Source organism: Frigoribacterium sp. CFBP 13707, assembly GCF_014842245.1.
Classification (GTDB): Bacteria; Actinomycetota; Actinomycetes; order Actinomycetales; family Microbacteriaceae; genus Frigoribacterium; species Frigoribacterium endophyticum.
Genome location: NZ_JACYVL010000001.1, coordinates 798,010 through 823,437, shown reverse-complemented (window position 1 = coordinate 823,437; position 25,428 = coordinate 798,010). Strand labels below are relative to the sequence as shown.

Here is a 25,428-nt window from a genome sequence, read left to right as displayed (position 1 = left end):
TCGACGCGGCCCGCGGCGACGACGTGAAGGTCGCGCTGGTCGACTTCGACCCCTCGGGCGCCGACGCCGCGAAGGAGGCGCTGGCCGCCGCCGACGCCGCCGCCGCGGACGCCGCCATGTGGAGCACCGTCCGCACCGTCGGCATCGTCAGCGCGATCGCCCTGGCGATCATCGTCGCGATGATCGTCTTCGCGAAGCGCAGCCGCCGCCAGGCCCGGGAGGAGATCGACCTCGGCGAGCTGAGCGCCGGCGCCCCCGCCCAGACCTGGGACGCCACGGTGCCGCTCGACCTCGGCGACGCCGGCGCCTCCGGCCGCCGCATGCTCGGCGACGACGCGCCCACCCAGCTGCTCAGCGTCGACGCCCCCGAGCCCTCGCCCGAGCACGTGTCGGCCGAGCGCAAGCGCGCCGAGATCGACGCCCTCGCCGAGCGCGACCCGGAGAAGACCGCCGAGCTGCTGCGCGGCCTGATGGACCAGCGGGTCGGCTCGTGAGCCTGGTGCCCCTGGCCGGGCTCGGCACCGCCGCCCCCGGTGCGGGCGGCGCCCCCCTGACCGGTGCGCAGAAGGTCGCGGTGATCCTCATGCAGATGGAGCAGACCCGCGCCGCCACCGTGATGAAGCAGTTCAGCGAGGAGGAGGCGGAGGAGATCACCGCCGAGATCGTCCGGCTGCGCCGCGTCGACCCCGCGGTGGCAGAGTCGGCCGTCGCGGAGTTCCACGACCTCAGCGTCAGCGGCCGCTACCAGCGCCGCGGCGGCCACGACGTCGCCGTCGGCCTGCTCGAGGCCTCGTTCGGCTCCGAGCGCGCCGCCGGCGTGATGGAGCGCCTGGCCTCGAACGCGATGGGCAAGAGCTTCGAGTTCCTCGACGAGGCCGACCCGGGCCAGGTCATCACCCTGCTCGACGGCGAGCTGCCGCAGACCATCGCCCTCGTGCTCGCGCACCTCCGGCCGCAGCAGGCCTCCGCCGTGCTGGCCGGGCTCGACGTCGAGGTGCGCGCCGACGTCGCCCAGGCCATCGCCACGATGGGCACCGCGACCCCGGAGGCCGTCGGCATCGTCGCGACCACCCTCAAGGTGCGGGCCGGCGCCGTCGTCGCGCCGCGCGAGCAGGTCGAGGTCGTCGGCGGCATCCAGCCCCTGGTCGAGATCATCAACCGCAGCGACAGCGCCACCGAGCGCGCCCTGCTCGACGGCCTCGACGAGCGCGACCCGGCGCTCGCCGAGGAGGTCCGCTCGCGCATGCTCACGTTCGAGGACATCGTCAAGCTCGAGTCGCGCGACATCCAGCAGGTGCTCCGCGGCATCGACGCCGCCGTGCTGGCGACCGCCATGAAGGGCGCGCTCGCCGCCGTCACCGAGGTCATCCGGGGCAACGTCTCCGAGCGCAACCGCGAGCTGCTCGACGACGAGCTGCAGTCGATGGGCCCGGTGCGCAAGTCGCAGGTCGAGGAGGCGCGGGCCGAGGTCGTGCGCGCCATCCGCGAGCTCGAGGCCCAGGGCGCCATCACGGTGCACCGCGCCGACGAGGACGCCCTCGTCGACTAGCCCCGCCCCCGCCGCGGCGGATCACTCTCACATTTGAGAGTGGCGCGTAGCCCGGCCGCCCCCCCGCGGCGGCGCCCGCCCGCCCTCGGCAGCCCTCTCTCTCAAATTTGAGAGTGATCGGCCGGCGTCGGCCCGAGGATCGCGGCGTCCCCGGTGCTCCGCGCCGGATCCCTCTCGTTCTCCGCCGGCGGCCGGCGGCCCGGCCCCCCTTCGGGGCGAGCGCTAACGCCCCCCGCGCGACCGCCGAGAGTCGCAGCTGAGCACGGATCGCTCACCTCCCTGGCCACGGATCGGCCGCACTCCCCACCGTCGAACGGCTGCTCTGTGCTCGATCCCGTGATGTCCCGACCGGACGCCCCGTCCGCCCAGGACGCCTTCTCGCGCCTCGTGTACCCGTCGCTCACCGGTGCCCGTGCGACCGACCAGGCCGACCCCGACGTCGAGCGCCGCACGCGTGCCGAGGCCTCGGGCCACGCCGCGGGCTACGCCGCCGGGCTCCGGGCCGCCGACCGCGAGCTGACGGCCCGTCGAGCCGTGCTCGAGGCCGAGCACGCGGACGCCCTGGCGCGCCTGCAGGAGGCGACCGCCGCCTCCCTCACGGCCCTGGCGGCCGCCGGCCGCGCCCTCGAGGAGCGCGTCGTGCCCGTGCTGCACGAGGCCGAGGAGGCGCTGGTCGCGACCGCGCTGGACCTCGCCTCCGCGGTGGTCGGCTACGAGGTCGCCGCCTCCGAGCGCTCGCGCGACGGTGACCCGCGCGGGGGCCGCACGGCCCGCGCCGCCCTCGCCCGGGCCCTCGACGGCCTCGACCCCTCCGTCGTCGTGCGGGTGCGCCTGCACCCGGCCGACGCCGCGCTCGTCGCCGACGCCGCCCGCTCGGCCGGCGTCGAGGTCGTCGCTGACCCCTCGCTCCGCCCCGGCGACGCCGAGGCCGACCTGCCCACCGGCCTGGTCGACGCCCGGCTGTCGACGGCGCTCGGCCGGGCACGCACGGCGCTGCTCGGCGACGGCGACGAGGTGGCCTCGTGACCCTCACCGCGACTCCCCTCGACCTCTCCGCCGAGCGCACCGGCGACCCGTTCGCCGCGCACCTCGGCGCGCGCGTCGCGGCCGCCCGCGTCGCCGCCCGCCCGCAGCGCGTGGGGCGCGTCGTCAGCGCCGTGGGCCTCGGCCTCACCGTCCAGGGGCTCGACGCCGCCGTGGGCGACGTCGTCACCGTCGGCGACTCCGCCGGCCCCGGCGCTCCGGGCGCCACCCTCGCGGAGGTCGTCGCGACCACCCCCGAGGGCCTCCGCTGCATGCCGCTCGGTCGACTGACCGGCGTCACCGCGGGCACGCCCGCCCGCTCCACGGGCCGCCCGCTGCTCGTGCCGACCGGCGCCGGCCTCTTCGGCCGCGTGCTCGACGGCCTCGGCCGCCCGATCGACGGCAAGGGCCCGCTGCGCCGCCCCGACGGCCGTCCGGTCGACCTCGTCGGCCTGCACCACGAGACCCCCTCCGCCATGCACCGGGCCCGCATCGACACGCCCCTGCAGCTCGGTGTGCGCGTACTCGACACCCTCACCACCGTCGGCCGCGGCCAGCGCGTCGGGCTCTTCGCGGGCTCGGGCGTCGGCAAGTCGTCGCTGCTCTCGATGATCGCCCGCGGCACGGACGCCCAGGTCAGCGTCGTCGCCCTCGTCGGCGAGCGCGGCAGGGAGGTGCGGGAGTTCCTCGAGGACGACCTCGGGCCCGAGGGCCTCGCGCGCTCCATCGTCGTCGTCTCGACCAGCGACGAGCCGGCCCTGATGCGGCTGCGCGCCGCGTTCGTCGCGACCCGCATCGCGGAGTCGTTCCGCGACGAGGGCGCCGACGTCGTGCTGATGATGGACTCGCTGACCCGCGTGGCCATGGCGCAGCGCGAGATCGGCCTCTCGGTGGGCGAGCCCCCGGCCACCCGCGGCTACCCGCCGTCGACCTTCTCGGTGCTCGCCGAGCTGCTCGAGCGCGCCGGCACCGACCGCGTCGGCTCGGTGACGGGCCTCTACACGGTGCTCGTCGACGGCGACGACCACAACGAGCCGATCGCCGACGCCGCGCGCAGCATCCTCGACGGCCACGTCGTGCTCGACCGGAAGCTCGCCGTGACCGGCCACTTCCCGTCCGTCGACGCCCTCGGCTCGGTCTCGCGCGTCGCCTCGAAGGTCACCACCCCGGCCCAGCGCGCCGCGGCGACGAGCCTCCGCAAGGTGATGGCCGCCCGACGCGCCGCGCAGGACCTGCTCGACGTGGGCGCGTACCAGCGCGGCACGAACCCGCTCGTCGACGCGGCCGTCGACCACCAGGGCTCCATCGACGCCTTCCTCCAGCAGGCCATGGACGACCAGGCCCCCTCGACCGAGTCGTGGGGCCGCTTGGCCCAGCTCACCGCTCGACTCGGAGGTGCCTGATGCCCCGATCCTTCTCCCTCGCGGGCCTGCTCCGGCTCCGCCACGCGCAGCAGGACATCGCGGCCGGCCGCCTCGCCGACGCGAACGGCCGCCTGCGGACGGCCGCCGACGCGCGGCTCGCGGCGCGGCGGACGCTCGACGACGGCCCGGTCGCCATCACCGACGCGGCCATGCTCAGCGCGGTCGCCGCGTCGCGCGCCTCGACCCGGGGCATGCTCGCCGAGCTCGACGCCGTGACGCAGCGCCGCCAGGCCGAGGCCGCCGAGGCCCAGGCCGCGTTCGGCGAGGCCCGCCGCGCCGCCATCGGGCTCGAGAAGCTGGAGGAGAAGCACGCGGTGCTCTCCGCCGCCGAGGACCTGCACGACGAGCAGGTCGCCCTCGACGAGATCGCGACGCAGTCGTGGGCCCCGCCCGCCCCGACCGCGGCGCCTGCCCCGGCCGTCGGCACCACGACTCCCTCGCCCTTCCCGCCTTCCCCCTCGACCCCTCCCGGAGGACGCTCGTGAGCCCCGTGACCGAGGTCCTGTCACGCATCCAGGACATCCAGAGCCAGATCGCCCAGCTCCGCACCGGCGGGGCGGCCGCGCTGCTCGGCGGCGCCGCCGCGGCCGGCACCGGCACCGGCACGTCCGCCGCGTCCGCCGGCGCCTTCGCCGACGCGCTCGCCGGCACCGGGGCGACACCGGCCGCCTCCTCGGCCGCCGGCGCGGGCTCGCTCTCGACCACCGCCTCCGTCGACGCCGTGAAGGGCGCCGTGGCCTCGGGCAGCGGGGCGACCGGCCCCGACGTCGTCGAGACCGCGAAGAAGTACCTGGGCGTGCCGTACGTGTTCGGCGGCGAGGACGCGAGCGGCATGGACTGCTCCGGGCTCGTGCAGCGCGTGTTCGCCGACCTCGGGGTCGCCATGCCCCGCGTCGTGCCCGATCAGGCCGACATGGGCGCCGAGGTGCCGTCGCTCGCCGAGGCGAAGCCGGGCGACCTGCTCGTGCCGAAGGGCGAGGGGCACATCGTGATCTACCTCGGCGACGGCAAGGTGCTGCACGCCCCGCGCCCCGGCAAGGACGTGCAGATCGTGAACAACTGGTACAAGGACTCGGACCTCGCGACCATCCGCCGCGTCGTGCCCGCGANAGAACGTCGACCTGATGACCGCGCAGCTGCAGCAGCTGATGCGGTCGGGAGCGACCTCGTGAGCGGCCTGCGCACGCTGTCGTCCGCGCCGCCGGCGCCGTCGGCGCTGCCCGCGTCGGGTCGCGCCGCCGGGCTCGGCTCGGGCGCCGTCCCCTCCTCGGGCGCGGCGGCGCTCGGGGCCTTCGGCGCGGCGATGAGCTCGGCGCGCGACGCCGGCTCGTCGCGTGACGCCGGCTCGTCGCGTGACGCCGGCGCCGCCCGTGACGTCGTCGCCACCCGGGCGGCCGCCGCCCGGCTGACCCGCGAGGCCGTGGGGGAGTCGCGGGTCCAGCCGCACCCCGCTCGCCCCGCTGGCGCGGACGACCGTGCACCTGCCCCGACGCGCGTCGGCGACGCCCCCGGCACGGGCGCGACGCCTGCCGGGGTCGCTGATCCACTCCGGAGTGGAGCAGCGCGGAGCGAGACCGCTCCCGCAGCGGACGACGCGGCCGCGGCCGTCGTCGATCCCGCGTCCGGCACCGCCGTCTCCGCCACATCCGATGCGACGTCCGCCGCCGTCGTCCCGGCTGCGTCGGGTCCGCTCCCGACGGCCGTCCTCGCCGCGACCGCGCCGTGGCTCGGCACCGCTCCGACGATGGTCGAGGCGCCGACGACCGAGGCCCTTCCGACCACGACCACGACCACGGATCGCGTGACCGCCGCCGTCGACCCCGCCGCAGTCGTCGGTTCGCCGGTGGCCGGGGTGCTGCCCGGCACGTCGTCCGGCGCCGCGGCGGTCCTCGCCTCGGCGACGGCGAGCCTGCCCCCGACGTCGACGGGCACCGGCCCAGTCGTCCCCGGCACCTCCCGTGCGCACGGTAGCGCCGCGGGTGCCCTCGGCGACGTGAGCGGCGTCGCCTCCCCGGCCGCCGCCTCCGTCGCCTCTCCCGCCACCTCCGCACCGACCACGTCGACCCCGGCCCTGCCGGGTCCCGTCGCGCCGTCGCCCGCCGCCCCGTCCACGGGCAGTGCCGCCTCGCCCGTGGCCCCGGCGCCGGCCCCCGCCGTGCCCGCCGGCGACCCCACGGCCGCGGGCGGTCCCGTCGGAGCGACGACCGCCTCCGCGCCCGTCGTCGTGACGTCGACGACGCCCGACCTCGGGACCCTCGCGGCGGCCCCGGCCGGCCCTGCCGCGTCGAGCTCCGCCACGGGCAGCACGGCCGCCACGGGCTCCGCGCCCGGCGCGGCGGCGGCCGCCCCGACCCCCGCCGACCCCGGCCCCGCCGCCCTCCTCGCCGTGCCGGTCGTGGCCCCCGCCTCCGGCCCGAGCGCGACCGCGGCGGCCACGCCCGCCCCGGCCGCGGCCCCGTCGGCCCCGGCGCCCTCCCTCACCCCGCAGCTGCACCGGCCGCTCTTCTCGCTGGCCGCCGCCGGTCCCGGCACCCACGTCGTGACCGTCAGCGTCAGCCCGGAGGCCCTCGGGCCCGTGACCGTCCGTGCCCACGTGGGCGCGCACGGCATGCACGTCGAGATGTTCGCGGCGTCCGACGCCGGGCGCGAGGCGGTCCGGGCGATCCTGCCCGACCTGCGCCGCGACCTCGGCGGCTCAGGGGTCCCGACGAGCATCGACCTCTCCGGCCAGAACGCCCCCTCCGACGACCGCGGCGCGGCCGCGGGCGCCGATGAGCGCGACGGCCGGGGCGACGGCGCCGCCGGGCGGGCACCCGACGACGAGCGGCTGCGGCGCTCCGGCACCGGCCTCGGGGCCGCCGCCCGCGCGGACGGCGTGCACCGCGCCTCCTCGGGGCCCGTCACCTCGCTCGACGTGCTCGCCTGACCGACCGCGCCCGCCGCCTCCCCTCGACCTCACGACCCCGACCAGGAAGTCCCGTCACATGCCCTCGATCGACCAGATCTCCGGAACCGTCGACCCGGCCACGCAGGCCGCCGCGATGGCCGCCGCCAGCGCCGGCCGCGCCCCGAAGCAGACCATGGACAGCGAGATCTTCATGAAGCTGCTCGTCACGCAGCTGAAGAACCAGGACCCGTCGTCGCCGATGGACACGAACGCGATGATCTCGCAGACCACCCAGCTCGCGATGATGGAGCAGGTCACGAACCAGACCACCACCGCGAACGAGGGCTTCTCGCTGCAGATGCGCATCGCGGCCTCGAACCTCATCGGCCAGCAGGTCAGCTACACCGGAGCCGACGGCAAGAGCGTCACCGGCACCGCGACCAAGGTCTCCTTCGCCGACTCCGTGCCCAAGGTCACCGTCGCCGGCAAGGAGGTCGCCCTCGACCTCATCTCGGGCATCACCGCGCCGACCTCCCCGACCGCTCCCACCGCCCCGTAGCTCCCCGCACCACACCGGCTGCAGGACGCGACCGGTCTCTCCGCGCAGGACGCGCCTCCCTCATGCTCCCTGAAAGGCAGCTGCCATGCTCCGCTCCCTCTACTCCGGCATCTCGGGCCTCCGTTCGCACCAGACGATGCTCGACGTGACCGGCAACAACATCGCCAACGTCAACACCGCGGGCTTCAAGGCCTCGACCACGCAGTTCCAGGACACCCTGTCGCAGATGACCCAGGGCGCCGGCGGGCCGCAGACCGGCATCGGCGGCACCAACCCCGCCCAGGTCGGCCTCGGCGTGCAGGTCGCGGGCATCTCGACCAACTTCGCGCAGGGCTCGGCCCAGGCCACCGGCAAGGCGACCGACCTGATGATCTCGGGCGACGGCTTCTTCGTCACCCGCCTCGGCAACGACACCCTCTACACGCGCGCCGGCGCCTTCGACTTCGACGCCGACGGCCGCCTCGTGTCGGCCGACGGCAAGATCGTGCAGGGCTACTCGGCCGCGGACGGCGTCGTCAACGACGGCGGCGCCATCGGCGACATCACGCTGCCCCTCAACGGCGCGGCCCCCGCCACGGCGACCACCGCCGCGAACGTGGCCGGCAACCTCCCCTCCGAGACCGCCGTCGGCTCGACGCTGACGCGCGACACGAAGGTGTACGACGCCTTCGGCACGGAGAAGACCCTGACGCTGTCGTTCACGCGCACGGCGGGCGGCTGGAACGTCGTCGGCACCGACGGCTCGGGCGCGGGCGGCAACACCACCCTCGCCTTCCAGGACGGCGCGCAGGTCGGCGCCGGCTCGATGGTCGTCGACGGCATCACCGTCGACCTGTCGAAGATCACCGGCTTCGCGCAGCTCAACACCGTCGCGGTCACCGACCAGAACGGCCGCGAGGCGGGCACGCTGCAGGGCTTCACCCTCTCGAAGGACGGCACGCTGGTCGGCCAGTTCAGCAACGGCGAGTCGCTCGCCCTCGGCCGCATCGCGCTCGCCACCTTCACCAACCCCGGCGGCCTCGAGAAGGCGGGGGCGTCGGGCTACCGCGCCACGGCCAACTCGGGCGGCGCCGCGCTCGGCATCCCCGGCTCGCCCGGCGTCGGCTCGCTCTCGAGCGGCACGCTCGAGATGAGCAACGTCGACCTCTCGCAGGAGTTCACCAACCTGATCGTCGCGCAGCGCGGCTTCCAGGCGAACGCCCGCATCATCACGACCTCCGACGAGGTGCTGCAGGAGCTCACGAACCTGAAGCGCTAGCTCGACGCGCGCCGCGCCGCGCCTGCTCGGCCCGGACGAACCCCGTTCCGCTCACTGCACCCCGTTCTGCCGGGGTTCGGTGAACGGAACGGGGTTCTTCGCCGTGCGGAGGCCTGCACGCGCCGAGTGGTCACGATCTGCCGTCCGGGAGGCCGACGACCAGCAGATCGTGACCACTCGACGCCCCGACCGGCGGGGTACGCGGGAGCGGGCCTCCCAGGGCCCGGTGCGTAGACAAGGGAGATGAGCACCGGGACGGAGGCGCACCGCACGCCGCCCGCCCCCCGTCCCGGCCCAGGCCCAGGCCCCGGCCCAGGCCTCAGCCTCGACGCCGCTCCGGAGGCCCCGCCCGCGCCAGCTGTCGGCGCCCTCGCGACGGCCCTCCGCCTCCTCGCCGTCTACGCCCTGGCGCGACTGCTCAGCACGGTGCTGCTCGCTGTGACGTACGGCCTGACCGCGACCTCGAGCTGGGCGCAGCACGACGGCGGCCCCGGCTTCGCAGGCTACCTCTCGTCGTGGGACGCGCGCTTCTACGCCGAGATCTCCGAGCGCGGCTACCCGACGGAGCTGCCGCGGAACGACGACGGCCAGGTCGTCAAGAACGCCTGGGCGTTCATGCCGCTGTTCCCCGCGGTGGTGAAGCTCGTCGCGCCGGTGGTCGGCGGCAGCTGGCTGGTCGGCGCGCTCGTCGTCGCGACGCTCGCCGGAGCGGGCGCGACGCTGGTGCTCCACCGGCTGATGCTGCGGCGCTTCGGGGCCCGCGCCTCCTTCTGGGGCGCCGTCTTCTTCACGGTCTCGCCGATGTCGTTCGTGCTGCAGGTGCCCTACGCCGAGAGCCTGTTCCTGCTGCTGATGTTCGCGGCGCTGCTCGCGATGACGGCCCGGCGGTGGCTCTGGTTCGCGGTCTTCGGGGTGCTGGCGGCGTTCGCGCACCCGGGGGCCCTCGCGCCGTCGGCGGCGCTCGGCCTGACCTGGCTCGTGCGGCTCGTGCGCCGCGAGCGGGAGCCGGTCACCGAGCACGTGCGCATCTGGGCGGCGGGCCTCGTCGTCACGGCGGCCGGCTTCGCCTGGCCGGCCGTCGTCGCGCTCGTCACGGGCGAGCGCGACGGCTACTTCGCCACGGAGTCGTCGTGGTGGCGCGACTACATCGGGTCGGACGGCTTCGTGCCGTTCACGCCGTGGTTCCGGTTCGGGGCGGCGATGGGCGGGTGGCTTGGGGTGGTCGCCGCGGCGGTGCTGATCGCCGTCCTGGCCGTCGGGCTCGTGCGGCGCTCGGGTCGGCTGGGGCTCGAGCTGCAGACGTACACGATCGGCTACGTCGCCTACCTGGTGGCGGTGTTCCTGCCGCAGCAGAGCAGCTTCCGCATGCTGCTGCCGCTGTCGCCGCTCTTCGCCGACGCGCAGCTGTCGGCTACGAGGAGGCGCGTGGTCGTCACGATCGTCGCCAGCGTCGTGCTCCAGGCCGTCGCGGTCGTGCTCCTCTGGACGCTCTGGGCGCCCTAGGGCGCGAGGGTGCCCCGCGGCTCACGTCCGCCCGAGGTACCGCCCCTGCTTGTGGTTCAGCGCGAGCACGAGGTTGAGCACGACGGCGCCCGCGGCCGAGACGAGCACGACCCAGGGGGAGACGACGGTCAGCGAGAACAGCACGATGGCGACGTCGATCACCATCTGCACGTAGCCCGCGCGCCAGCCGACCTTCTCCTGGAGGATCAGCGCGAGGATGTTGATGCCGCCGAGGCTCGCCCCGTGCCGGAAGAGGATGAGCAGACCGACGCCCACGAGCAGGTTGCCGCCGAGGGTGCCGTAGACGGGGTTCAGCTCGTCGATGCCGAGGGCGACCGGGTGCAGGTACGAGAAGGCCGAGACCATCGCGACGGTCATCACGGTGCGCAGCGTGAAGCCCACGCCCTTCTTCCAGAGCGCGAGGGCGAAGAACGGCACGTTGACGAGCAGGAAGAGCGCCCCGAACGACAGCCCGGTCGCGTAGCTGACCAGCAGGGCGAGGCCCGCGGTGCCGCCCGAGACCGAGCCGCTCTCCTTCAGCAGGAACAGCCCGAAGGAGGCGATGAAGACGCCCGTCACCACCCCCATCACGTTCTCGGCGAGCGTGTGCCTGTTGGCGTCGACCGTCACGGAGTTCTCGGTGAGGGCCGGGTCGTCGACGAGCGGGGTCGCCGTGTCGGGCGACAGCGCGGCGTCCGGCCCGGTCGACTCGGGCGTCGACCAGGTCGGCGTCGCACCGGTGGGCGTGGTCGCGCCGTCGGCAGCGTTCTCGGCGGCGGCGGTCTCGGCGGTGGGGGAGGAGGGACGGGCGACAGGGGTGGCGTCGCGCGTGCCGTCGTTCGCGGGGGTGTCGGTCACCGGGACATCCTGCCAGCCCGCCCGTGCCTCCTCGCCCTCGCCCGGGTGGTCGCTCGGCTGAGGGCGTGCGTCGTTCTGCGTGAGCGCCCTCAGTCGCGCGTGAGCAGGGAGTTGACGTAACGGTTGAGGCTGACGCCCTGACGAGCTGCGGCGATGGTCAAGCCGCGGTGCACGTCCGGCGTCGTCCTCAGACGGAACTCGCCGCTGAAGCGTCGCTCTCCGAACGGTGTCGGGACGTCTTCGCCGGAGGCGACGAGATCGTCGACGACGTCGGCCACGAGGCCGCGGAGCCCGGTCAGGGCTGCGTCTTGGTCGGCGTCGAGCCACGAGAGCGACGGGAACTCCGCCACCGTGGCGGCGTACTCCTGGTCCTCCGCAGACCAGGCCACCGCGTAGCTGTAGTGCCGCACCTCGGGGGTGTCGAGAACGATGCTCATCGTGACTCCATCTCGTCGATCGCTGCGAGTACCTGCTTGACCTGGTAGGCCTTCGCTCTGCCGGCATCGTCCTGGATGTTGACCCGAGGGTCTCCTCGCCAGGGTGTCCGGTAGATCGCGTGGCTGCCGCCCCTGCGTCGAGGGGGACCGAAGACGCCGTCGCAGACCTTCTCGAGGTCAGTGAACCTGACGTCGACGGGGTTGCGCCGCATGCTCTCGACGATCCTCCGCAACGAAGCCTTCACCTCGATGGTCCCATCTGTGGCACCACTAGGCAAGGATCGCGATGACGGCGATCACCCCGAGGACCACAGGAGTCGCGATCAGCGCCACGAGGGCGGGGCGGTGCAGCAGGGCGGGCACCGACCCCGGGGCCAGTCGGTGCGCCTCCCTCCCCGTGAGGCGCTGCTCGGCCGGCACGACCGTGACGCCGGAGCGGGCGGCGACGTCGCCGAGCACCGCGCCGTCGAAGTAGGCGCCGCTGAGGCCCACGCGTTCGCCGCCCGGGCCGACGACCCCCAGCCACGGGATGCCCTGGACGCCCTGGGTCATCACGCAGAGCAGGCCGCGCTGCCGCCCGTCGAGCGCCACCGTGCTCGTGCGGCCGAGACGGCGGTAGCTCACCGACGTCGGCGTGACCGTGACCGTGGCGGTCCGCAGGAACACCGCGAAGCCGACCCCGGCCACGGCGAGGGCGACCACCACGGCGACGAGGCCCGACGGGCCCGAACGCACCGCCACGAACAGCATCGCGGCCCCGAAGATGAGGGCGCGCGTCTTCGCCGAGACCCAGAACGCCGCCCAGGTCGGCCGGTGCACGACGACGTCGGGCGTCGCTCCGGGAGTGAGGGGCGTGGGGGAGGGGTGCGAGTGGCTCACGGCTGCCTTCTTCCGAGGGATCACGAGTGATATGTGCCACACACCATACCGATCGGTCGGTCTCCGCCGCGACCGCGGGCATCGAGGTGCCCCGTCCTGGGCCCGCGACGCCTCGGAGGGCCCAGGACGGGGCACCTCGGCGCGGCGACGCGGCGACGCGGCAACGCGCCGACGCGCCGCTCGCGGCGCGTCCGCCGAAGTGCGGACACCGCGGTGGCCGCCGCCTAACGGCGGCCCGCCCCCGGCCGATAGTCCCCCCTGAGCAGCTCAGGACGAGCGCTCGCTCGCCCCACGGACGGTGGCGGGAGAACACAGACCTAGGACGGGCCGATGATCGTCGTCACGCGACTCAACGACAGCAGATTCGCTGTCAACCCAGACCTGATCGAGCGGATCCACGAGACGCCCGACACGACGCTGATCATGGTCGACGGGGCGAAGTACATCGTCACCGAGCCCATGGCCGAGGTGATCGAGATGATCGCCCGCTACCGCGCCCGCATCGTCGCCATCGCCTACGACGAGCCGCACGCCGCCGCCCCCGCGACGCAGCCCCTCGGCTCGCGCACGTCGACCGGCCCGCAGCTCGGCATCGTCCGTGGCTCGAGCGGCTCCGGCCTCGTCTCGCCCTTCCCGACGACCGCGACCGCCGCGGCCACCGCCGCCCCCGCGACCACCACCCTGGAGCGTTGACGTGGACCCCGCGACGATAATCGGCATCCTGCTCGCCTTCGGTGCCCTCTTCGGCATGATCAAGCTCGAGGGCGTCCACGTCGAGGGCCTGCTGCTGCCGGCCCCGATGCTCCTCGTCTTCGGCGCCACCATCGCGGTCGGCATCGCCGGCACGACGATCAAGGACGCGCTGCTCAGCTTCAAGAAGATCCCGCACGCGTTCACCGGCAAGGTGATCCCGCCGCAGTCGGTCATCGACGAGATCGTGGCGCTCGCCGAGAAGGCGCGCAGCGAGGGCCTGCTCTCGCTCGAGGCCGAGGCCGAGAAGTCGACCGACCAGTTCATGAAGGGCGCGCTGCAGAACATCGCCGACGGCACCGACGGCGAGGAGCTCCGCATCCTGCTCGAGGACGAGATGGAGTCCCGCCTCGCCGCCGACCGCACCGCGAGCAAGTTCTTCAACAGCCTCGGCGGCTACGCCCCGACCGTGGGCATCATCGGCACCGTCGTCAGCCTCACCCACGTGCTCGAGAACCTGGCGTCGCCCGACGAGCTCGGCCCGCTGATCGCGGCGGCCTTCGTCGCGACCCTCTGGGGCCTCCTCAGCGCGAACTTCCTCTGGCTGCCGTTCGCCGGCCGCCTCAAGAAGCTCGCCGACCTCGACGAGGCGCGCATGACGCTGCTGATCGAGGGCGTCCTGGCCGTCCAGGCGGGCAGCCAGCCGCGCCTCCTCGGCGAGCGCCTCAAGGCCATGGTGCCGACCCACGCGCTGACCGACGCCAAGGGCAAGGGCGGCGCCAAGGGGGCGAAGGCGAAGGCCGGCGCCGACGACCAGGGGCTCGCGGCGTGAGCGGCAGCCGCGGCGGGCGGAAGAAGAAGACCCACGCCGAGGAGGAGCACCCCGACGAGCGCTGGCTCGCCTCGTACATGGACATGGTCACCGTGCTGATGTGCATGTTCATCGTGCTGTTCGCGATGTCGAGCGTCGACCAGGACAAGTACATCGCGCTCCGCAACTCGCTCGCGACGGGCTTCGGCCAGACCGACGTCGGCAAGGTCGACAGCGCCTCGGGCACCGTGGTGCCGGCGAGTGACGTGACGGAGGAGGGCGAGGGCTACTCCGAGGGCGACGAGACCGACATGAGCAAGGCGGCAGCGTCGGGCGAGGCCCAGACCGCCGAGCAGGCGGCCGCGGCGCAGGCCCTGGCGCAGTCCGAGCTCGACGACCTGACCGCCATCAAGGAGGCCATCGCCGGCAACCTCGAGGGCTCCGGCCTCAGCGCCGACGTGCAGTTCGCGACCGACGCCCGCGGCCTGACCGTGCGGCTCGTCGGCTCCGAGACGTTCTTCGGCACGAACAGCGCCGACCTCAGCGGCGAGGCGACCCGGGTGATGGACGCGATCGCGCCCGTGCTCCGCGACAGCTCGCACGACGTCTCGGTCGAGGGCCACGCCGACCAGCGCAGCTCGACGGCGCCGTTCGCCACGAACTGGGAGCTCTCGTCGGCCCGGGCGACGCAGGTGCTCCGCGACCTCGTCGAGCGCGGCGGCCTGCCGGTCGAGCACGCCCAGGCCGTCGGCTTCGGCTCGTCGCGCCCGCTCGTGCAGGGCAGCACCGACGCCGACCTCGCGGCGAACCGCCGGGTCGACATCGTCGTGCTCTCCAACCAGAGCGACGACGTCAGCGCCCTGCTGCCGAAGCTCGAGCAGGCGGCCGAGGCAGCGGGAGGCGCGGTGACCGCGGGCAGGAACCCCGAGCCGGTCGCGCCCGCGGCCCCCGCGGAGGCCGCCGCGTCCCCGACGGAGAAGAAGGACGACAAGAAGTCCGAGAAGAGCGAGAAGAAGGAGGAGTCGCACGACGAGGGGGCCCAGTCCGGGGGTCACTGACGACGCACCTCTAACGCGGTGACGGCACGGGCCGATAGGTCCGTCCGTGACCCTCCTCGACCCCGCCGTGACGAGCGCGCCCGCGTCGGCGCCCGCCGACCCCGCGCCCGCCGCCGGGCCGGTCGCCCGGTCGGCGCGCCAGGTCGAGGTCTACGACTTCCGCCGCCCGACGACGCTCGCCCGCGAGCACTCGCGGGTGCTCGAGCTCGCCTTCGACACCTTCGCGCGCCAGTGGGGCACGCAGCTGACCGCCAAGGTCCGCGTGCTCTCGCAGGTCACCTGCGAGCACGTGCAGATGCTGACCTACGACGAGTACGCCTCGTCGCTGCCGGCGACGACCGCGATGGTGCTCTGCCCGCTCGAGGGCGTCGGCCCCAAGGCGGTCGTGCAGTTCCCGACCTCGGCCGCGCTCGGCTGGGTCAGCCACATGCTCGGCGCCTCGAAGCCGCACGCGATGCCCGACCGCACCTTCTCGCCCGTCGAGCAGGCCCTCGTGCGCCGCCTGATGGAGGACGCGCTCGACGACCTCCGCTACTCGTTCGGCTCGCTGCTCGTCGACGCGGTCTCGGTCGGCGGCTTCCAGTACAACTCGCAGTTCGCCCAGGCGGCGCAGAAGTCCGACCTGATGATCGTCGCGACGTTCGAGATCCGCGTCGGCGAGCGCACCGCCCTCGGCACCGTGGCCATCCCGGCCGAGGTGCTGCTGCCCCAGCTCGGCGAGTCGAACCCGACCGTCGGCGCCGCCGACGCCCGTCGCCTGCTCGGCGCGCAGCTGGCCGCCGTGCCGGTGGGCGTCGCGCTCCAGCTGGCCCCCGCCTCCGTCCGCCCCGGCGTCGTGCTGGGCCTCGCCGTCGGCGACCTGCTGCCCCTGCCGCACCCGCGCTCGCGTCCGCTCGAGATCACCGTCGACGGCCAGTCCGTCGGCCGTGCCGCCGTCGGGGCCAACGGCTCCCGCCTCGCGGGCATCGTCGTCTCCACCTCCCTGACCGGCACCGAAGAAGGAACCTCATGACCGGCACGACCATCACCCTGCACACCGCCGCGGCGGAGGCGCTCGTCTCCGTGCTGCCGACGCCGTCGCCGCTCCGTGCCGTGCCGCTCGAGGCCGTCGTCGCCCAGGGCCGCCGCACGGCCGCGTCGAGCGTCGTCATGACCTCGTTCGTCGGCGCCGTCTCGGCCGACACCGCGCTCGTGCTCGTCGACATGGAGCAGCTGACCGCCGCCGCCGGCACCGACTCGCCCCTCGTCTCCGTCGGCGACGTGCTCCGCCCCGCCCTCGAGGCCGCCACCGGCGTGCTCGGCGTGGGCGTGCTCGGCGAGAGCCGCCGCGAGCCCGCCGACGCGCTCCTCGCCGACCCCGACACGGTGGTCTTCGACCTGACCGCCGCGGGGCAGCCCGCCGGCTGGTTCGCGATCCGCATCCGCGAAGGCGGCACCGTGGGGTCGAGCCCGGCCCGCGCCTCCTCGTCGCCCCTGTTCGACTCCGTCGCCGGCAACCTCGGCCGCATCAACAACGTCGAGATGGCCCTCACGGTCGAGATCGGCCGCACCCGCATGTCGGTGCGCGACGTGCTCGGCCTCGAGCCCGGCGCCGTCATCGAGCTCGACCGCTCGGCCGGCGCCCCCGCCGACGTGCTGCTCAACGGCCGCCTGATCGCGCACGGCGAGGTCGTCGTCGTCGACCAGGACTACGCCGTCCGCATCACCAAGATCCTCGACGTCGCCGACGGCCTGGTCTGACCGGTGGACACGCTCTTCGTCGCGCTGCGCGTCGCCCTCTCGCTGGGCGTCGTGCTCGCCCTGCTGTGGGTGCTGCAGAAGCGCCTCGTCAAGGGCGTCCGGGGCTCCGGCAAGTCGGCCGCCCCGGTCACCGTCGTCGCCCGCCAGGGCCTCGGCGCCAAGGCCAGCGTCGTCGTCGTCGACGTCGAGGGCGAGCGCCTCGTGCTCGGCGTCACCGAGTCGTCGGTCACGGTCCTCTCGGCCGCCGAGGTGCCCGGCCCCGCGCCGCTGGCGCTGGTGCCGGCCCCGGTCGCGCCCGTGACGGCCCCGCAGGAGGCGCGGGTCACCCCGATCGCCCCCCTCACCGCCCCGGCCCCCGCCGTGGTGCCCGCGCCCGCGCCGATGTCGTTCGAGGCCGTCCTCGCCACCCAGCCCCCGCTGCCCGTGGCCGCCGTCCCGGCCGCGTCGGCCGCCGCCGCCGCCGCGCAGGCCCCCGTCGCCGTCGCCCCGGCCCCCGAGCTCCTCCGCCCCCGCGGCGCCGCCCGCCGCGCCGCGACCGTCGCCTCCGCGTCGGCCACCGCCGCCCGCGCCCCGCGCGACCCGCGAGAGCGCCGCCGAGGCCGTGCCTCGACCCCGCTCGAGGGCTCGATCCTCGCCCCCGGCACGTGGCGCCAGGCGGCCGCGGCCCTGCGGGCCGGACGCGCCGGATGACCCGCGCCTCCCTCGCCCGCCCGACCCGCGCCTCCTTCGGCTCCGCGCTCGTCGCGCGGGTCGCCCCGACGCTGCGCGACGGCCTGCGCGGCCGTGCGCTCGCCGGGGGGCCCACCCGCCGCAGCAGCTTCGTCTCGATCGACGCCGCCCCCGTGCGCTTCGCCGACACCCGCCTCGCCCGCACGGTCGTCGTCGGCCTGCTGGCGATGGTCGTGGCCTCGGCCCTCCTGATGCTGATCGGCCAGAGCGCCAGCGCCGCCCCGGCGCCCGCCCCCGTCTCGCCGACGGCGCCGGTCGACCCGACCGCGCCCGCCGTCGGCAGCACCGACGGCACCGCCGGCACGACCCCCACCGACTACACCGACACCGACCAGACCGTCACCGACGGCACCGGCACGGGCGGCCTCGACATCGACATCACCGGCCCCGACGGCACGCCCAGCCAGGCGGTCGTCACGCTGATCGGCATCACGCTGCTGAGCGTGGCCCCGGCGCTGCTGCTGATGATGACGTCGTTCACGAAGATCTTCGTGGTGCTGGCGATGACCCGCAACGCGCTCGCGCTGCCGTCGATCCCGCCGAACCAGGTGCTCGCGGGCCTCGCGCTCTTCCTGAGCCTGTTCATCATGGCGCCGATCCTGGGGCACATCAACGACGACGCCGTGCAGCCCTACCTCTCGGGCCAGCTCGACCTGCAGGGCGCGATCGACGCCGGCTCGGCGCCGCTCCGCGAGTTCATGCTGGCGCACACCCGCGAGGAGGACCTCGCGCTGATGACCCGCTCGGCCGACCAGCCGAACCCCGCCGACCAGGCCGACGTGCCGATGCTCACGCTCATCCCGTCGTTCATGATCAGCGAGCTGCGCGCCGCCTTCATCATCGGCTTCGTCATCTTCATCCCCTTCCTCGTCATCGACCTCGTCGTCAGCGCCGCGCTGATGTCGATGGGCATGATGATGCTCCCGCCGGTGATGATCTCGCTCCCCTTCAAGATCCTGCTGTTCGTGCTCGTCGACGGCTGGGGCCTCATCATCACGAGCCTGATCGAGAGCTACCAGGTGGGCAGCTGATGGACTCCAACGCCGTCCTCGACCTGTCGATGCAGGCGCTGATCATCACGGGCAAGCTCGCCGCCCCCGTGCTGATCACCTCCCTCGTCGTCGGCTTCGCGATCTCGCTGCTGCAGTCGATCACCCAGATCCAGGAGGTCACCCTCTCGTTCGTGCCGAAGGCCGTGGCGGTGGGAGTCGCCCTCATCGTCTGCGGGCACTGGATGATCTCCGAGATGGTCTCGTTCACGACGGCCGTCTTCGACCGCATCCCGCAGCTCCTCAGCGGCGGCTAGGCCCGACCGTGACCCTCGACCTCAGCTGGCTGGAGGCCACGATGCTGGCCGCCGTGCGCATGACGGCGTTCATCGTCATCGCGCCGCCGTTCTCCTACAAGGCCTTCCCCGGCCGCGTGAAGGCGATGCTCGGCGTGGGCCTCGGCCTCGCCGTCGCGCCGCGCGTGACGCCCGGGTACGAGTCGCTCGCCACCGGGCAGTTCGTGGTGGCGCTCGTGCTCGAGGTCGTCGTCGGCGCCGTGCTGGGCTTCCTGGTGTTCCTCGCGTTCTCGGCCGTGCAGGCCGCGGGCAGCCTGATCGACCTCTTCGGCGGGTTCACGCTCGCGCAGGCGTTCGACCCGCAGTCGATGGTGAACGGCGCGCAGTTCACGCGCCTCTTCCAGATGACGGCGCTGGCGCTGATGTTCGCGAGCGGCGGCTACCAGCTGCTGATCGGCGGGCTGACCCGCTCGTTCGACGCGTTCCCGCTCGGGCTCGGCATGGACCTCTCCCGCCCGGTCGAGATGATGGCGCACGGCGTCTCGCAGATGTTCCTCGCGACCCTGCAGATCGCCGGCCCCCTCGCCGTCGTGCTCTTCCTCGCCGACGTCGGGCTCGGCCTCCTCAGCCGCGTCGCCCCCGCGCTCAACGCCTACGCGATGGGCTTCCCGCTCAAGATCCTGATGACCGTGATGCTCGCGGGCGGCGTCTTCCTCGCCCTGCCCGGCGTCGTGCGCTCGCTGACCGGCGACGCCTCGAAGATGCTCCTGGGGGTGGGGTAGCCGTGGCCGACGACTCCGGGGAGAAGACCGAGGCCGCGACCGACAAGCGGATGAAGGAGGTGCACTCCAAGGGCCAGCTGTCGCGCTCGCAGGACCTCAGCGCGTGGATCGGCGTCGGCGCCGCCGCCGTGATGATCCCGAGCACCATCCAGCGCGGGGCCGAGGCCGGCACCGACCAGCTGTTCTCGATCGGCGAGATCATCCGCCACCCCGACGACACGACCGTCGTCGCCCTCCTCGGCGACGGCGTGGGGTCGATGGCGGCGACCATCGCGCCCATGCTGGCCGTCGTCGGCGTCGCCGTGCTCGTCACCGCGATCGTGCAGGGCGGCGTCCACATCAAGCGGATGACCGGCAACTACGAGCAGTTCAACCTCCTCAACGGCATCAAGAACACCTTCGGCACCCAGGCCCTCTGGAACGGCGCGAAGGCCCTGATCAAGACCGCCGTCGTCGGCGTCGTGCTCTGGATGGCCATCCAGGGCCTGATGCCCGTGCTGATGAGCGGCGGCGGCCTCAGCGTCTCCGCGCTGCTCGCCGAGGCCGAGGCCGGCACGGGCATCCTGCTCCGCGCCGCCATCGTGGCCGGGCTGCTGCTCGCCGCCGCCGACGTCTTCGTCGTCATGCGCCGCAACCGCAAGAAGACCCGCATGACCAAGAAGGAGGTGCGCGACGAGAGCAAGAGCAGCGACGGCGACCCCCTGGTCAAGTCGCAGCGCCGCTCGCGTCAGCTCGCCATGAGCCGCAACCGCATGATGGGCGCGATCGTCGACGCCGACGTCGTCATGGTCAACCCGACCGACTACGCCGTCGCGCTCCGCTACGAGCCCGGCAAGTCGGCGCCCCGCGTCGTCGCCAAGGGCGCCGGCGCCGTCGCCGCCGCGATCCGTGCCCGCGCCGAGGAGTCGGGCGTGCCGCTCGTCCGCGACGTCCCCCTGACCCGTGCCCTGCACGCGTCCTGCGGCCTCGGCGACGAGATCCCGGTCGACCTCTACACGCCGGTCGCGCGCGTGCTGACCTTCGTGATGGCCCTCCAGGCCCGCGGGGCGTCCGCCGTCGCCGGCACCCACGCCAACCCCCGCCCCACCACCCCCGACGAGGTCGCCGGCGTGCTCACGCCCGGCTCGCTCGAGGCCGACGCGATGCCCCGCCGCCTGCGGGTCGCGCGCGACGCCGCCTCCCGCACCGCGCCTCCGGCCGGTGCCCCCACTGCTCCCCGTCCGTCCGTCACCGGAGGAACCGCCTGATGAAGAAGACACTCCCCAAGCTCGCCGTGCCCGTCGGCGTGGTCGCGATCGTGCTGCTGCTCGTCGTGCCCGTGCCGGCCCCGATGCTCGACGTGCTGATCATCTGCAACATCCTGCTCGCGCTGGTGATCCTGCTGACGACGCTCTTCGTGAAGAAGCCGCTCGACTTCTCGGTCTTCCCGTCGCTGCTGCTCGTCGCGACGCTGTTCCGCCTCGGCCTCAACGTCGCGTCGACGCGCCTCGTGCTCGGCGAGGGCTTCGCCGGCCACGTCATCGAGGCGTTCGGCCACGTGGCGGTGAGCGGCTCGATCATCATCGGCGCCGTCATCTTCTGCATCCTGGTCATCATCCAGTTCGTCGTCGTCACCAAGGGCGCCGAGCGCGTCGCCGAGGTCGGCGCGCGCTTCACCCTCGACGCGATGCCCGGCAAGCAGATGGCCATCGACGCCGACCTCAACGCGGGCCTGATCACCGACGAGGTCGCCAAGCAGCGCCGCGCCGACGTCAGCGCCGAGGCCGACTTCTACGGCGCGATGGACGGCGCGTCGAAGTTCGTCAAGGGCGACGCGATCGCGGGCATCCTGATCATCGTCATCAACCTGATCGGCGGCATCGCCATCGGCGTGCTGCAGAACGGCATGGAGCCCGCCGACGCCCTCGGCCACTACGGCCTGCTCACCATCGGCGACGGCCTCGTCACGCAGATCCCCGCGCTGCTGATGGCGGTCAGCACCGGCATGATCGTCACCCGCTCGGGCGCCGACAGCGACATGGGCTCGCAGGCGGCGGCGCAGCTCGGGCAGTCGCGCATCGCGATCGCCATCGCGGGCGTCGCGGCGATCGGCATGGGGTTCATCCCCGGCATGCCGATCATCCCCTTCCTCGTCATCGGCGCGACGCTGCTGATCATCGCCCAGCGCCTCAGCACGAAGGCGAAGGCCGAGGAGGCGCGGGCGGCCCTCGAGGCCGAGGTCGCGCCCCCGGCCCCCACCGACACCACGGAGGACCTCCTCGAGCAGATGCGCGTCCACGCCCTCGAGATCCTGCTCGCGCCCGACCTCGTCGACATGGTCAGCGGAGCGTCCGACGACCTGCTCGGCCGCGTCAAGGCGCTGCGCCGCAAGATCGCCGTCGACATGGGCATCGTCGTGCCGCCCGTCCGCACCCGCGACAGCGTCGACCTGCCGCCGTCGACCTACTCGATCCGCATCGCCGGCGTCGAGGCGGGCCGCGGCCAGGCGCCCGCCCGCTCGGTGCTCGCCCTCGGCGACCAGCTCGACTCGCTGCCCGGCACGGTCACGATCGAGCCCGTCTTCGGCCTCGCCGGCAAGTGGGTGCCGGCTGAGATGCGCCACAGCGCGGAGATGACCGGCGCGACCGTGATCGACCGCGTCTCGGTGCTCGTCACGCACCTCTCGTCGATCATCGGCGACAACGCCGCCCGCCTCCTCAGTCGCGAGGACGTCCGCGTGCTCACCGAGGGCGTCAAGCAGGTCAACGCCGCCGCCGTCGACGACCTCGTGCCGAGCATGCTGTCGCTGGCCGAACTGCAGCGCGTGCTGCAGGGGCTGCTCGCCGAGCGCATCCCGATCAACGACCTCGCGCGCATCTGCGAGGGGCTGACGCTCCGCGCCAAGCAGTCGACCGACCCGGAGGGGCTGATCGAGGCGGCCCGCGCCTCCCTCGGTCCCGCGCTCACCGCGCGCTACCTCGACGGGGCCGTGCTGCGCGTCATCATGATCGACCCGGGCCTCGAGCAGTCGATGCTCGAGGGGCTGCGGCCGAGCGACCAGGGCACGCAGATCCTGCTCGACGGCCACCGCGTCGAGCAGGTGCTCGGCTCGCTGCGCGACTCGGTCGCGAGCGTCGAGGCCCAGGGCCTCAGCGCGGTGCTCGTCTGCGCGCCCGCGCTCCGCCCCGCCATCCACCGGCTCGTGTCGGCGCAGCAGAACGGCCTGCCGGTGCTGTCGTACCAGGAGGCCACGGCCGCCGGCTCGACCATCGAGACCGTCGGCGTCGTCCGCGCGGCCGACCCGATCACGGCGGCCTGACGTGGCGCGCAGGGTGCAGATGAGCGGGGAGTCGCTCGAGCAGCTCGCCGCCGAGGCCCGCGCGGTGCACGGGCCCGGAGCCCGCGTCGTCGCCGCCCAGAAGGTGACCGTCGGGGGAGTGGGCGGCCTGTTCGCCCGCAAGCACTACGAGGTGACCGTCGAGGTGCCCGACCCGGCCACCGACCGCCCGGTCGCCCGGGTGACCATCACCCAGCCCGCCTCGCGGGCGGGCATCGCGGCGCTCCTCGCCGATGCCGACGCGGCGGACGGCTTCGACGACGGGGCCCGCCCCGGCCCCGCGGCCGCCGCCCCCTCACCCGCGCGAGACCCCTTCGACGAGGTGCTCGCCGGCGGGGGAGCCGGCCGGCGCCCCGCACCCGAGGTCGTCGTGCTGCCGCGCGCCGCCGGCGCGGGCGCCGTCGACAGCCCCCGTCGCGCCGCCCGTGCCGCCGCGGCCGCCGCCTCCGCCGCGGGCGCGACCACCGCCTCCTCGTCGACCGCCGGAGGCGCGGTGCCGGTCCCGTCGCCGGCCGACGTCTCGACCCGCACCGACGCGTTCGCCGACATCATGGACGACTTCACCTTCAACGGCATCGCGGTCGACCCCGTCGTCGCCCCCGCCGCCGCCGACGACGCCCGGCCGGGCCCGCTGACCACCGCCGCGGAGTTCCTCGCCGCGGCCGCCGCCACCACGTCGCCCGCGCTCGCCGCGGCCGGGCAGGCCGACCTGCCGGCCGCTCCGGGGCTGCTGCGCGGCGCCGGCGACCTCGTCGTCGTCGTGGGCCGCCCTGGCGACGCGTTCCGGGTGGCGGCGCAGATGGCGTCGGCCTTCGGGCTGCGCTCGGTCGACGTCTCCGACCGCCGCAGCGCCATCCTCGCCCGGGCCACCGGGGTGCACGAGGGCTCGTCGGTCGTCACCGCCCTCGCGTGGGACGACGACGCCCCCGAGGCGCTCCGCTCGATCGGCGCCGACCAGCTCTGGGTCGCCGTCGACGTGGGCCGCAAGCACGACGACACGGCGCGCTGGGTCGAGGCCGTCCGCGCGGTGCAGCCCGTCGCGGCCGTCGCGGTCGTCGGCGCGCAGGACACCGCGACCCCCGGCACGGTGCACCTGCTCGGCGTGCCGGTGGGGTGGCGCGAGTAGCCAGCGACCCTCACGTCGCTAAGCTGGCCCGATGCTGGTGTTGACGCGCAAGGTCGGGGAGCGGATCCTCATCGGTGACGACATCGTCATCACCGTCCTCGACTCCCGGGGCGAGGGCGTGCGCATCGGCATCGACGCCCCCCGCGGCGTGAAGATCCAGCGCGAGGAGGTCGTCCAGGCGGTCTCCGAGGCCAACGTCGCGGCGGCCGCGGCCCCCGACGACGCCGAGGCCCGCCTCCGCGCCGCGCTCGGCGCCCCCGCGCCCCGCGCCGACCAGTAGCCGCCGCGCGCTCGGCGCGCCCGCGCCCGCGCCGACCAGTAGGCCCGCTGCCCCCGCCCGCGCCCGCTCGGCCCGCGAGACACCACGTTCTCGCACCGGAACCCCGCCGCGGCGTGGTTCCCGTGCGAAGACGTGGTGCCTCGCCGTGACGGACGGTCAGCGCGCCCCGAACACGCTCCGCGACGGCTCGGGCGACGGCACCGCCGTCGCGTCGGTGACCACGGGGGCGCCGGCGACGAAGTCGCGCAGCTCGCGGCCGTGCACGACCTTGGCCGGCAGCGGGTCCGACGAGTAGAGCCGCGGCATGCGGTCGGTCGGCAGCGGCGACGGCGAGCCGATCAGCACGACGTTCCCGAACCGCCGGCCCTTGAGGGTCGCCGGGTCGGCGACGGCGGCGACGTGGTCGAAGACGGTCGAGAGCGTCGACGCCTGGCCGCGGGCGAAGGCGAGCCCGGCCCCGTCGGCGGAGTTGACGATCAGCATGCCGGTGGGGGAGAGGAACTCCGCCGCGGCCGAGTAGAACTCGAGCGAGGTCACGTGGGCGGGGATGCGCGAGCCGCCGAAGACGTCGACGACGAGCAGGTCGACCGTGCCGCGCAGGCCGGCCGGCAGCTTCAGCATCACCTCGCGGGCGTCGCCGTAGCGGACCCTGATGGAGGCGCCCCTCGGCAGCGGCAGCTTCTCGCGCACCAGCGCCACGAGGTCCGCCTCGAGCTCGACCACCTGCTGTCGCGACCCCGGGCGGGTGGCCTCCACGTAGCGGGGCAGCGTCAGCGCGCCGGCTCCGAGGTGCAGCGCCGTGACCGGCCCCTCGGGCAGCAGGTCGATGGCGTGGCCGATGCGCCGCACGTACTCGAAGGCGAGGTGGGTGGGGTCGTCGAGGTCGACGTGCGACTGCGGGGTGCCGTCGACGACGAGCGTGAACGCGCCGGGTCGGTGGCGGTCCTCGTCGACGCGGGCGAGGCCGGCGCCGATGGTGATCTCGCCGGAGGGGTCGTCGTGCGCAGCAGCCATGTGGCCCAGCTTCCCACCCCTCGGGGGCGGGAACACACGGGCCGCTCCCGCGTTATACCGAAGGTTCCGCTGAGAGTCAACGACAGGGCTTGCCAGGCGTGTCCCGGCTGCATAGTATTGACCTTTGCGCTCCCCGTGCGTCCCGTCGTCATATTGCGGTCGACGACGCACCTCGAGACGGCCTCCGAATATCGCGGCGGGGGCGCGTCCGGTCGTCGGA

Annotated in this window: 26 protein-coding genes and 2 pseudogenes; 23 read left to right on the top strand and 5 right to left on the bottom strand. The window is 74.4% G+C overall.

Translation table 11 applies throughout. From position 1 onward, the window contains the following. The 10 genes and pseudogenes from IFT45_RS03740 to IFT45_RS03700 all read left to right on the top strand — a co-directional run. Window positions 1-494: pseudogene (locus tag IFT45_RS03740) on the top strand (flagellar M-ring protein FliF); the annotation flags it as partial. Further along, on the top strand, window positions 491-1,549 hold the full coding sequence (gene fliG / locus IFT45_RS03735) for a flagellar motor switch protein FliG (RefSeq protein WP_341777342.1): 1,059 nt from the start codon (window positions 491-493) through the stop codon (window positions 1,547-1,549). The pseudogene IFT45_RS03740 and the gene fliG, both read left to right, overlap by 4 nt. 339 nt (window positions 1,550-1,888) lie before the next feature. Beyond that, window positions 1,889-2,575, top strand: a complete 687-nt coding sequence (locus IFT45_RS03730) for a FliH/SctL family protein (RefSeq protein ID WP_192126688.1) — start codon at window positions 1,889-1,891, stop codon at window positions 2,573-2,575. Between the two features lie 110 nt (window positions 2,576-2,685). After that, window positions 2,686-3,975: a FliI/YscN family ATPase gene (locus tag IFT45_RS03725; protein ID WP_255465589.1), complete on the top strand. Its 1,290-nt coding sequence runs from the start codon at window positions 2,686-2,688 to the stop codon at window positions 3,973-3,975. After that, window positions 3,975-4,481: a flagellar export protein FliJ gene (locus tag IFT45_RS03720; protein ID WP_185230422.1), complete on the top strand. Its 507-nt coding sequence runs from the start codon at window positions 3,975-3,977 to the stop codon at window positions 4,479-4,481. Before IFT45_RS03725 ends, IFT45_RS03720 begins: the two co-directional genes overlap by 1 nt. Continuing rightward, window positions 4,376-5,105, top strand: a pseudogene (locus IFT45_RS17720) (C40 family peptidase); the annotation flags it as partial. The gene IFT45_RS03720 and the pseudogene IFT45_RS17720, both read left to right, overlap by 106 nt. 194 nt (window positions 5,106-5,299) lie before the next feature. After that, a complete protein-coding gene (locus IFT45_RS17715; protein ID WP_371810867.1) occupies window positions 5,300-6,922 on the top strand; it encodes a flagellar hook-length control protein FliK in 1,623 nt (540 codons plus the stop codon). Between the two features lie 58 nt (window positions 6,923-6,980). Further along, window positions 6,981-7,442, top strand: coding sequence for a flagellar hook assembly protein FlgD (locus IFT45_RS03710; protein WP_192126684.1), 462 nt, complete (start codon window positions 6,981-6,983; stop codon window positions 7,440-7,442). 85 nt (window positions 7,443-7,527) lie between these two features. Then, window positions 7,528-8,700 carry a flagellar hook protein FlgE gene (locus IFT45_RS03705; RefSeq protein ID WP_056057496.1) on the top strand — a complete coding sequence of 391 codons (1,173 nt, stop codon included), beginning with the start codon at window positions 7,528-7,530 and terminating at the stop codon, window positions 8,698-8,700. Window positions 8,701-8,943: 243 nt separating this feature from the next. Beyond that, window positions 8,944-10,203 carry a mannosyltransferase family protein gene (locus tag IFT45_RS03700; RefSeq protein WP_192126682.1) on the top strand — a complete coding sequence of 420 codons (1,260 nt, stop codon included), beginning with the start codon at window positions 8,944-8,946 and terminating at the stop codon, window positions 10,201-10,203. Window positions 10,204-10,224: 21 nt separating this feature from the next. Here IFT45_RS03700 and IFT45_RS03695 read toward each other — a convergent pair whose 3' ends face one another. The 4 genes from IFT45_RS03695 to IFT45_RS03680 all read right to left on the bottom strand — a co-directional run bounded on the left by IFT45_RS03695 (window position 10,225) and on the right by IFT45_RS03680 (window position 12,377). Continuing rightward, the gene (locus tag IFT45_RS03695; RefSeq protein ID WP_371810865.1) at window positions 10,225-11,061 is read right to left on the bottom strand and encodes a YitT family protein; all 837 of its coding nucleotides are present in this window, start codon (window positions 11,059-11,061) and stop codon (window positions 10,225-10,227) included. Window positions 11,062-11,150: 89 nt separating this feature from the next. Beyond that, complete coding sequence (locus IFT45_RS03690; RefSeq protein WP_056057490.1) at window positions 11,151-11,498, bottom strand: type II toxin-antitoxin system HicB family antitoxin; 348 nt, start codon at window positions 11,496-11,498, stop codon at window positions 11,151-11,153. Beyond that, window positions 11,495-11,710 carry a toxin HicA gene (locus tag IFT45_RS03685; RefSeq protein WP_192126680.1) on the bottom strand — a complete coding sequence of 72 codons (216 nt, stop codon included), beginning with the start codon at window positions 11,708-11,710 and terminating at the stop codon, window positions 11,495-11,497. The genes IFT45_RS03690 and IFT45_RS03685 overlap by 4 nt, the downstream gene beginning before the upstream one ends. A gap of 58 nt (window positions 11,711-11,768) precedes the next feature. Beyond that, a complete protein-coding gene (locus IFT45_RS03680; protein ID WP_192126678.1) occupies window positions 11,769-12,377 on the bottom strand; it encodes a hypothetical protein in 609 nt (202 codons plus the stop codon). Between the two features lie 330 nt (window positions 12,378-12,707). On the opposite strand from IFT45_RS03680, the gene IFT45_RS03675 reads away from it, so the two are divergent. The 13 genes from IFT45_RS03675 (at window position 12,708) to csrA (ending at window position 24,194) form a co-directional block, all read left to right on the top strand. Next, window positions 12,708-13,070 carry a flagellar FlbD family protein gene (locus tag IFT45_RS03675; protein ID WP_192126676.1) on the top strand — a complete coding sequence of 121 codons (363 nt, stop codon included), beginning with the start codon at window positions 12,708-12,710 and terminating at the stop codon, window positions 13,068-13,070. Between the two features lies 1 nt (window position 13,071). Further along, window positions 13,072-13,899, top strand: a complete 828-nt coding sequence (locus tag IFT45_RS03670) for a motility protein A (protein ID WP_056057484.1) — start codon at window positions 13,072-13,074, stop codon at window positions 13,897-13,899. Further along, entirely contained in the window at window positions 13,896-14,936 is a 1,041-nt protein-coding gene (locus IFT45_RS03665) for a flagellar motor protein MotB (RefSeq protein WP_371810864.1), read from the top strand. The genes IFT45_RS03670 and IFT45_RS03665 overlap by 4 nt, the downstream gene beginning before the upstream one ends. A 46-nt stretch (window positions 14,937-14,982) precedes the next feature. Further along, entirely contained in the window at window positions 14,983-15,948 is a 966-nt protein-coding gene (locus IFT45_RS17710; RefSeq protein ID WP_235491278.1) for a flagellar motor switch protein FliM, read from the top strand. Next, window positions 15,945-16,676 carry a flagellar motor switch protein FliN gene (fliN, locus tag IFT45_RS03655; protein WP_056057482.1) on the top strand — a complete coding sequence of 244 codons (732 nt, stop codon included), beginning with the start codon at window positions 15,945-15,947 and terminating at the stop codon, window positions 16,674-16,676. Before IFT45_RS17710 ends, fliN begins: the two co-directional genes overlap by 4 nt. Window positions 16,677-16,679: 3 nt before the next feature. After that, window positions 16,680-17,366, top strand: coding sequence for a flagellar biosynthetic protein FliO (locus tag IFT45_RS16705; RefSeq protein ID WP_056057477.1), 687 nt, complete (start codon window positions 16,680-16,682; stop codon window positions 17,364-17,366). Window positions 17,367-17,572: 206 nt separating this feature from the next. Continuing rightward, window positions 17,573-18,436: a flagellar type III secretion system pore protein FliP gene (gene fliP, locus IFT45_RS03645; protein ID WP_243861868.1), complete on the top strand. Its 864-nt coding sequence runs from the start codon at window positions 17,573-17,575 to the stop codon at window positions 18,434-18,436. After that, a complete protein-coding gene (fliQ, locus tag IFT45_RS03640; RefSeq protein WP_056057474.1) occupies window positions 18,436-18,711 on the top strand; it encodes a flagellar biosynthesis protein FliQ in 276 nt (91 codons plus the stop codon). The genes fliP and fliQ overlap by 1 nt, the downstream gene beginning before the upstream one ends. A gap of 41 nt (window positions 18,712-18,752) precedes the next feature. Then, window positions 18,753-19,472, top strand: coding sequence for a flagellar biosynthetic protein FliR (locus IFT45_RS03635; RefSeq protein ID WP_056059116.1), 720 nt, complete (start codon window positions 18,753-18,755; stop codon window positions 19,470-19,472). A 50-nt stretch (window positions 19,473-19,522) separates the two neighbouring features. Then, a complete protein-coding gene (locus IFT45_RS03630) occupies window positions 19,523-20,719 on the top strand; it encodes a flagellar biosynthesis protein FlhB (RefSeq protein WP_167261374.1) in 1,197 nt (398 codons plus the stop codon). After that, entirely contained in the window at window positions 20,719-22,770 is a 2,052-nt protein-coding gene (locus IFT45_RS03625; RefSeq protein ID WP_185233908.1) for a flagellar biosynthesis protein FlhA, read from the top strand. Before IFT45_RS03630 ends, IFT45_RS03625 begins: the two co-directional genes overlap by 1 nt. A 19-nt stretch (window positions 22,771-22,789) precedes the next feature. Continuing rightward, window positions 22,790-23,914 (top strand): hypothetical protein, encoded by a 1,125-nt coding sequence (locus IFT45_RS03620; protein ID WP_192126674.1) that lies wholly within the window; start codon window positions 22,790-22,792, stop codon window positions 23,912-23,914. Between the two features lie 31 nt (window positions 23,915-23,945). Further along, window positions 23,946-24,194, top strand: a complete 249-nt coding sequence (gene csrA, locus IFT45_RS03615) for a carbon storage regulator CsrA (RefSeq protein WP_056057467.1) — start codon at window positions 23,946-23,948, stop codon at window positions 24,192-24,194. A 156-nt stretch (window positions 24,195-24,350) separates the two neighbouring features. On the opposite strand, the gene IFT45_RS03610 is transcribed toward csrA, so the two are convergent. After that, window positions 24,351-25,208 (bottom strand): spermidine synthase, encoded by an 858-nt coding sequence (locus tag IFT45_RS03610; RefSeq protein WP_056057464.1) that lies wholly within the window; start codon window positions 25,206-25,208, stop codon window positions 24,351-24,353. Between the last annotated feature and the right edge of the window lie 220 nt (window positions 25,209-25,428).

Coding starts and splice junctions, on each gene's coding strand:
- IFT45_RS03710 (WP_192126684.1), top strand. CDS start 6,981: ATGCCCTCGATCGACCAGATCTCCGGAACCGTCGACCCGGCCACGCAG.
- IFT45_RS03635 (WP_056059116.1), top strand. CDS start 18,753: ATGCTGGCCGCCGTGCGCATGACGGCGTTCATCGTCATCGCGCCGCCG.
- IFT45_RS03705 (WP_056057496.1), top strand. CDS start 7,528: ATGCTCCGCTCCCTCTACTCCGGCATCTCGGGCCTCCGTTCGCACCAG.
- IFT45_RS03685 (WP_192126680.1), bottom strand. CDS start 11,710: ATGCGGCGCAACCCCGTCGACGTCAGGTTCACTGACCTCGAGAAGGTC.
- IFT45_RS03700 (WP_192126682.1), top strand. CDS start 8,944: ATGAGCACCGGGACGGAGGCGCACCGCACGCCGCCCGCCCCCCGTCCC.
- IFT45_RS03720 (WP_185230422.1), top strand. CDS start 3,975: ATGCCCCGATCCTTCTCCCTCGCGGGCCTGCTCCGGCTCCGCCACGCG.
- IFT45_RS17715 (WP_371810867.1), top strand. CDS start 5,300: ATGAGCTCGGCGCGCGACGCCGGCTCGTCGCGTGACGCCGGCTCGTCG.
- IFT45_RS03620 (WP_192126674.1), top strand. CDS start 22,790: ATGAGCGGGGAGTCGCTCGAGCAGCTCGCCGCCGAGGCCCGCGCGGTG.
- IFT45_RS03690 (WP_056057490.1), bottom strand. CDS start 11,498: ATGAGCATCGTTCTCGACACCCCCGAGGTGCGGCACTACAGCTACGCG.
- fliN (WP_056057482.1), top strand. CDS start 15,945: ATGACCGGCACGACCATCACCCTGCACACCGCCGCGGCGGAGGCGCTC.
- csrA (WP_056057467.1), top strand. CDS start 23,946: ATGCTGGTGTTGACGCGCAAGGTCGGGGAGCGGATCCTCATCGGTGAC.
- IFT45_RS03730 (WP_192126688.1), top strand. CDS start 1,889: ATGTCCCGACCGGACGCCCCGTCCGCCCAGGACGCCTTCTCGCGCCTC.
- fliQ (WP_056057474.1), top strand. CDS start 18,436: ATGGACTCCAACGCCGTCCTCGACCTGTCGATGCAGGCGCTGATCATC.
- IFT45_RS03630 (WP_167261374.1), top strand. CDS start 19,523: ATGAAGGAGGTGCACTCCAAGGGCCAGCTGTCGCGCTCGCAGGACCTC.
- IFT45_RS03625 (WP_185233908.1), top strand. CDS start 20,719: ATGAAGAAGACACTCCCCAAGCTCGCCGTGCCCGTCGGCGTGGTCGCG.
- IFT45_RS03675 (WP_192126676.1), top strand. CDS start 12,708: ATGATCGTCGTCACGCGACTCAACGACAGCAGATTCGCTGTCAACCCA.
- IFT45_RS03610 (WP_056057464.1), bottom strand. CDS start 25,208: ATGGCTGCTGCGCACGACGACCCCTCCGGCGAGATCACCATCGGCGCC.
- fliP (WP_243861868.1), top strand. CDS start 17,573: ATGGTCGTGGCCTCGGCCCTCCTGATGCTGATCGGCCAGAGCGCCAGC.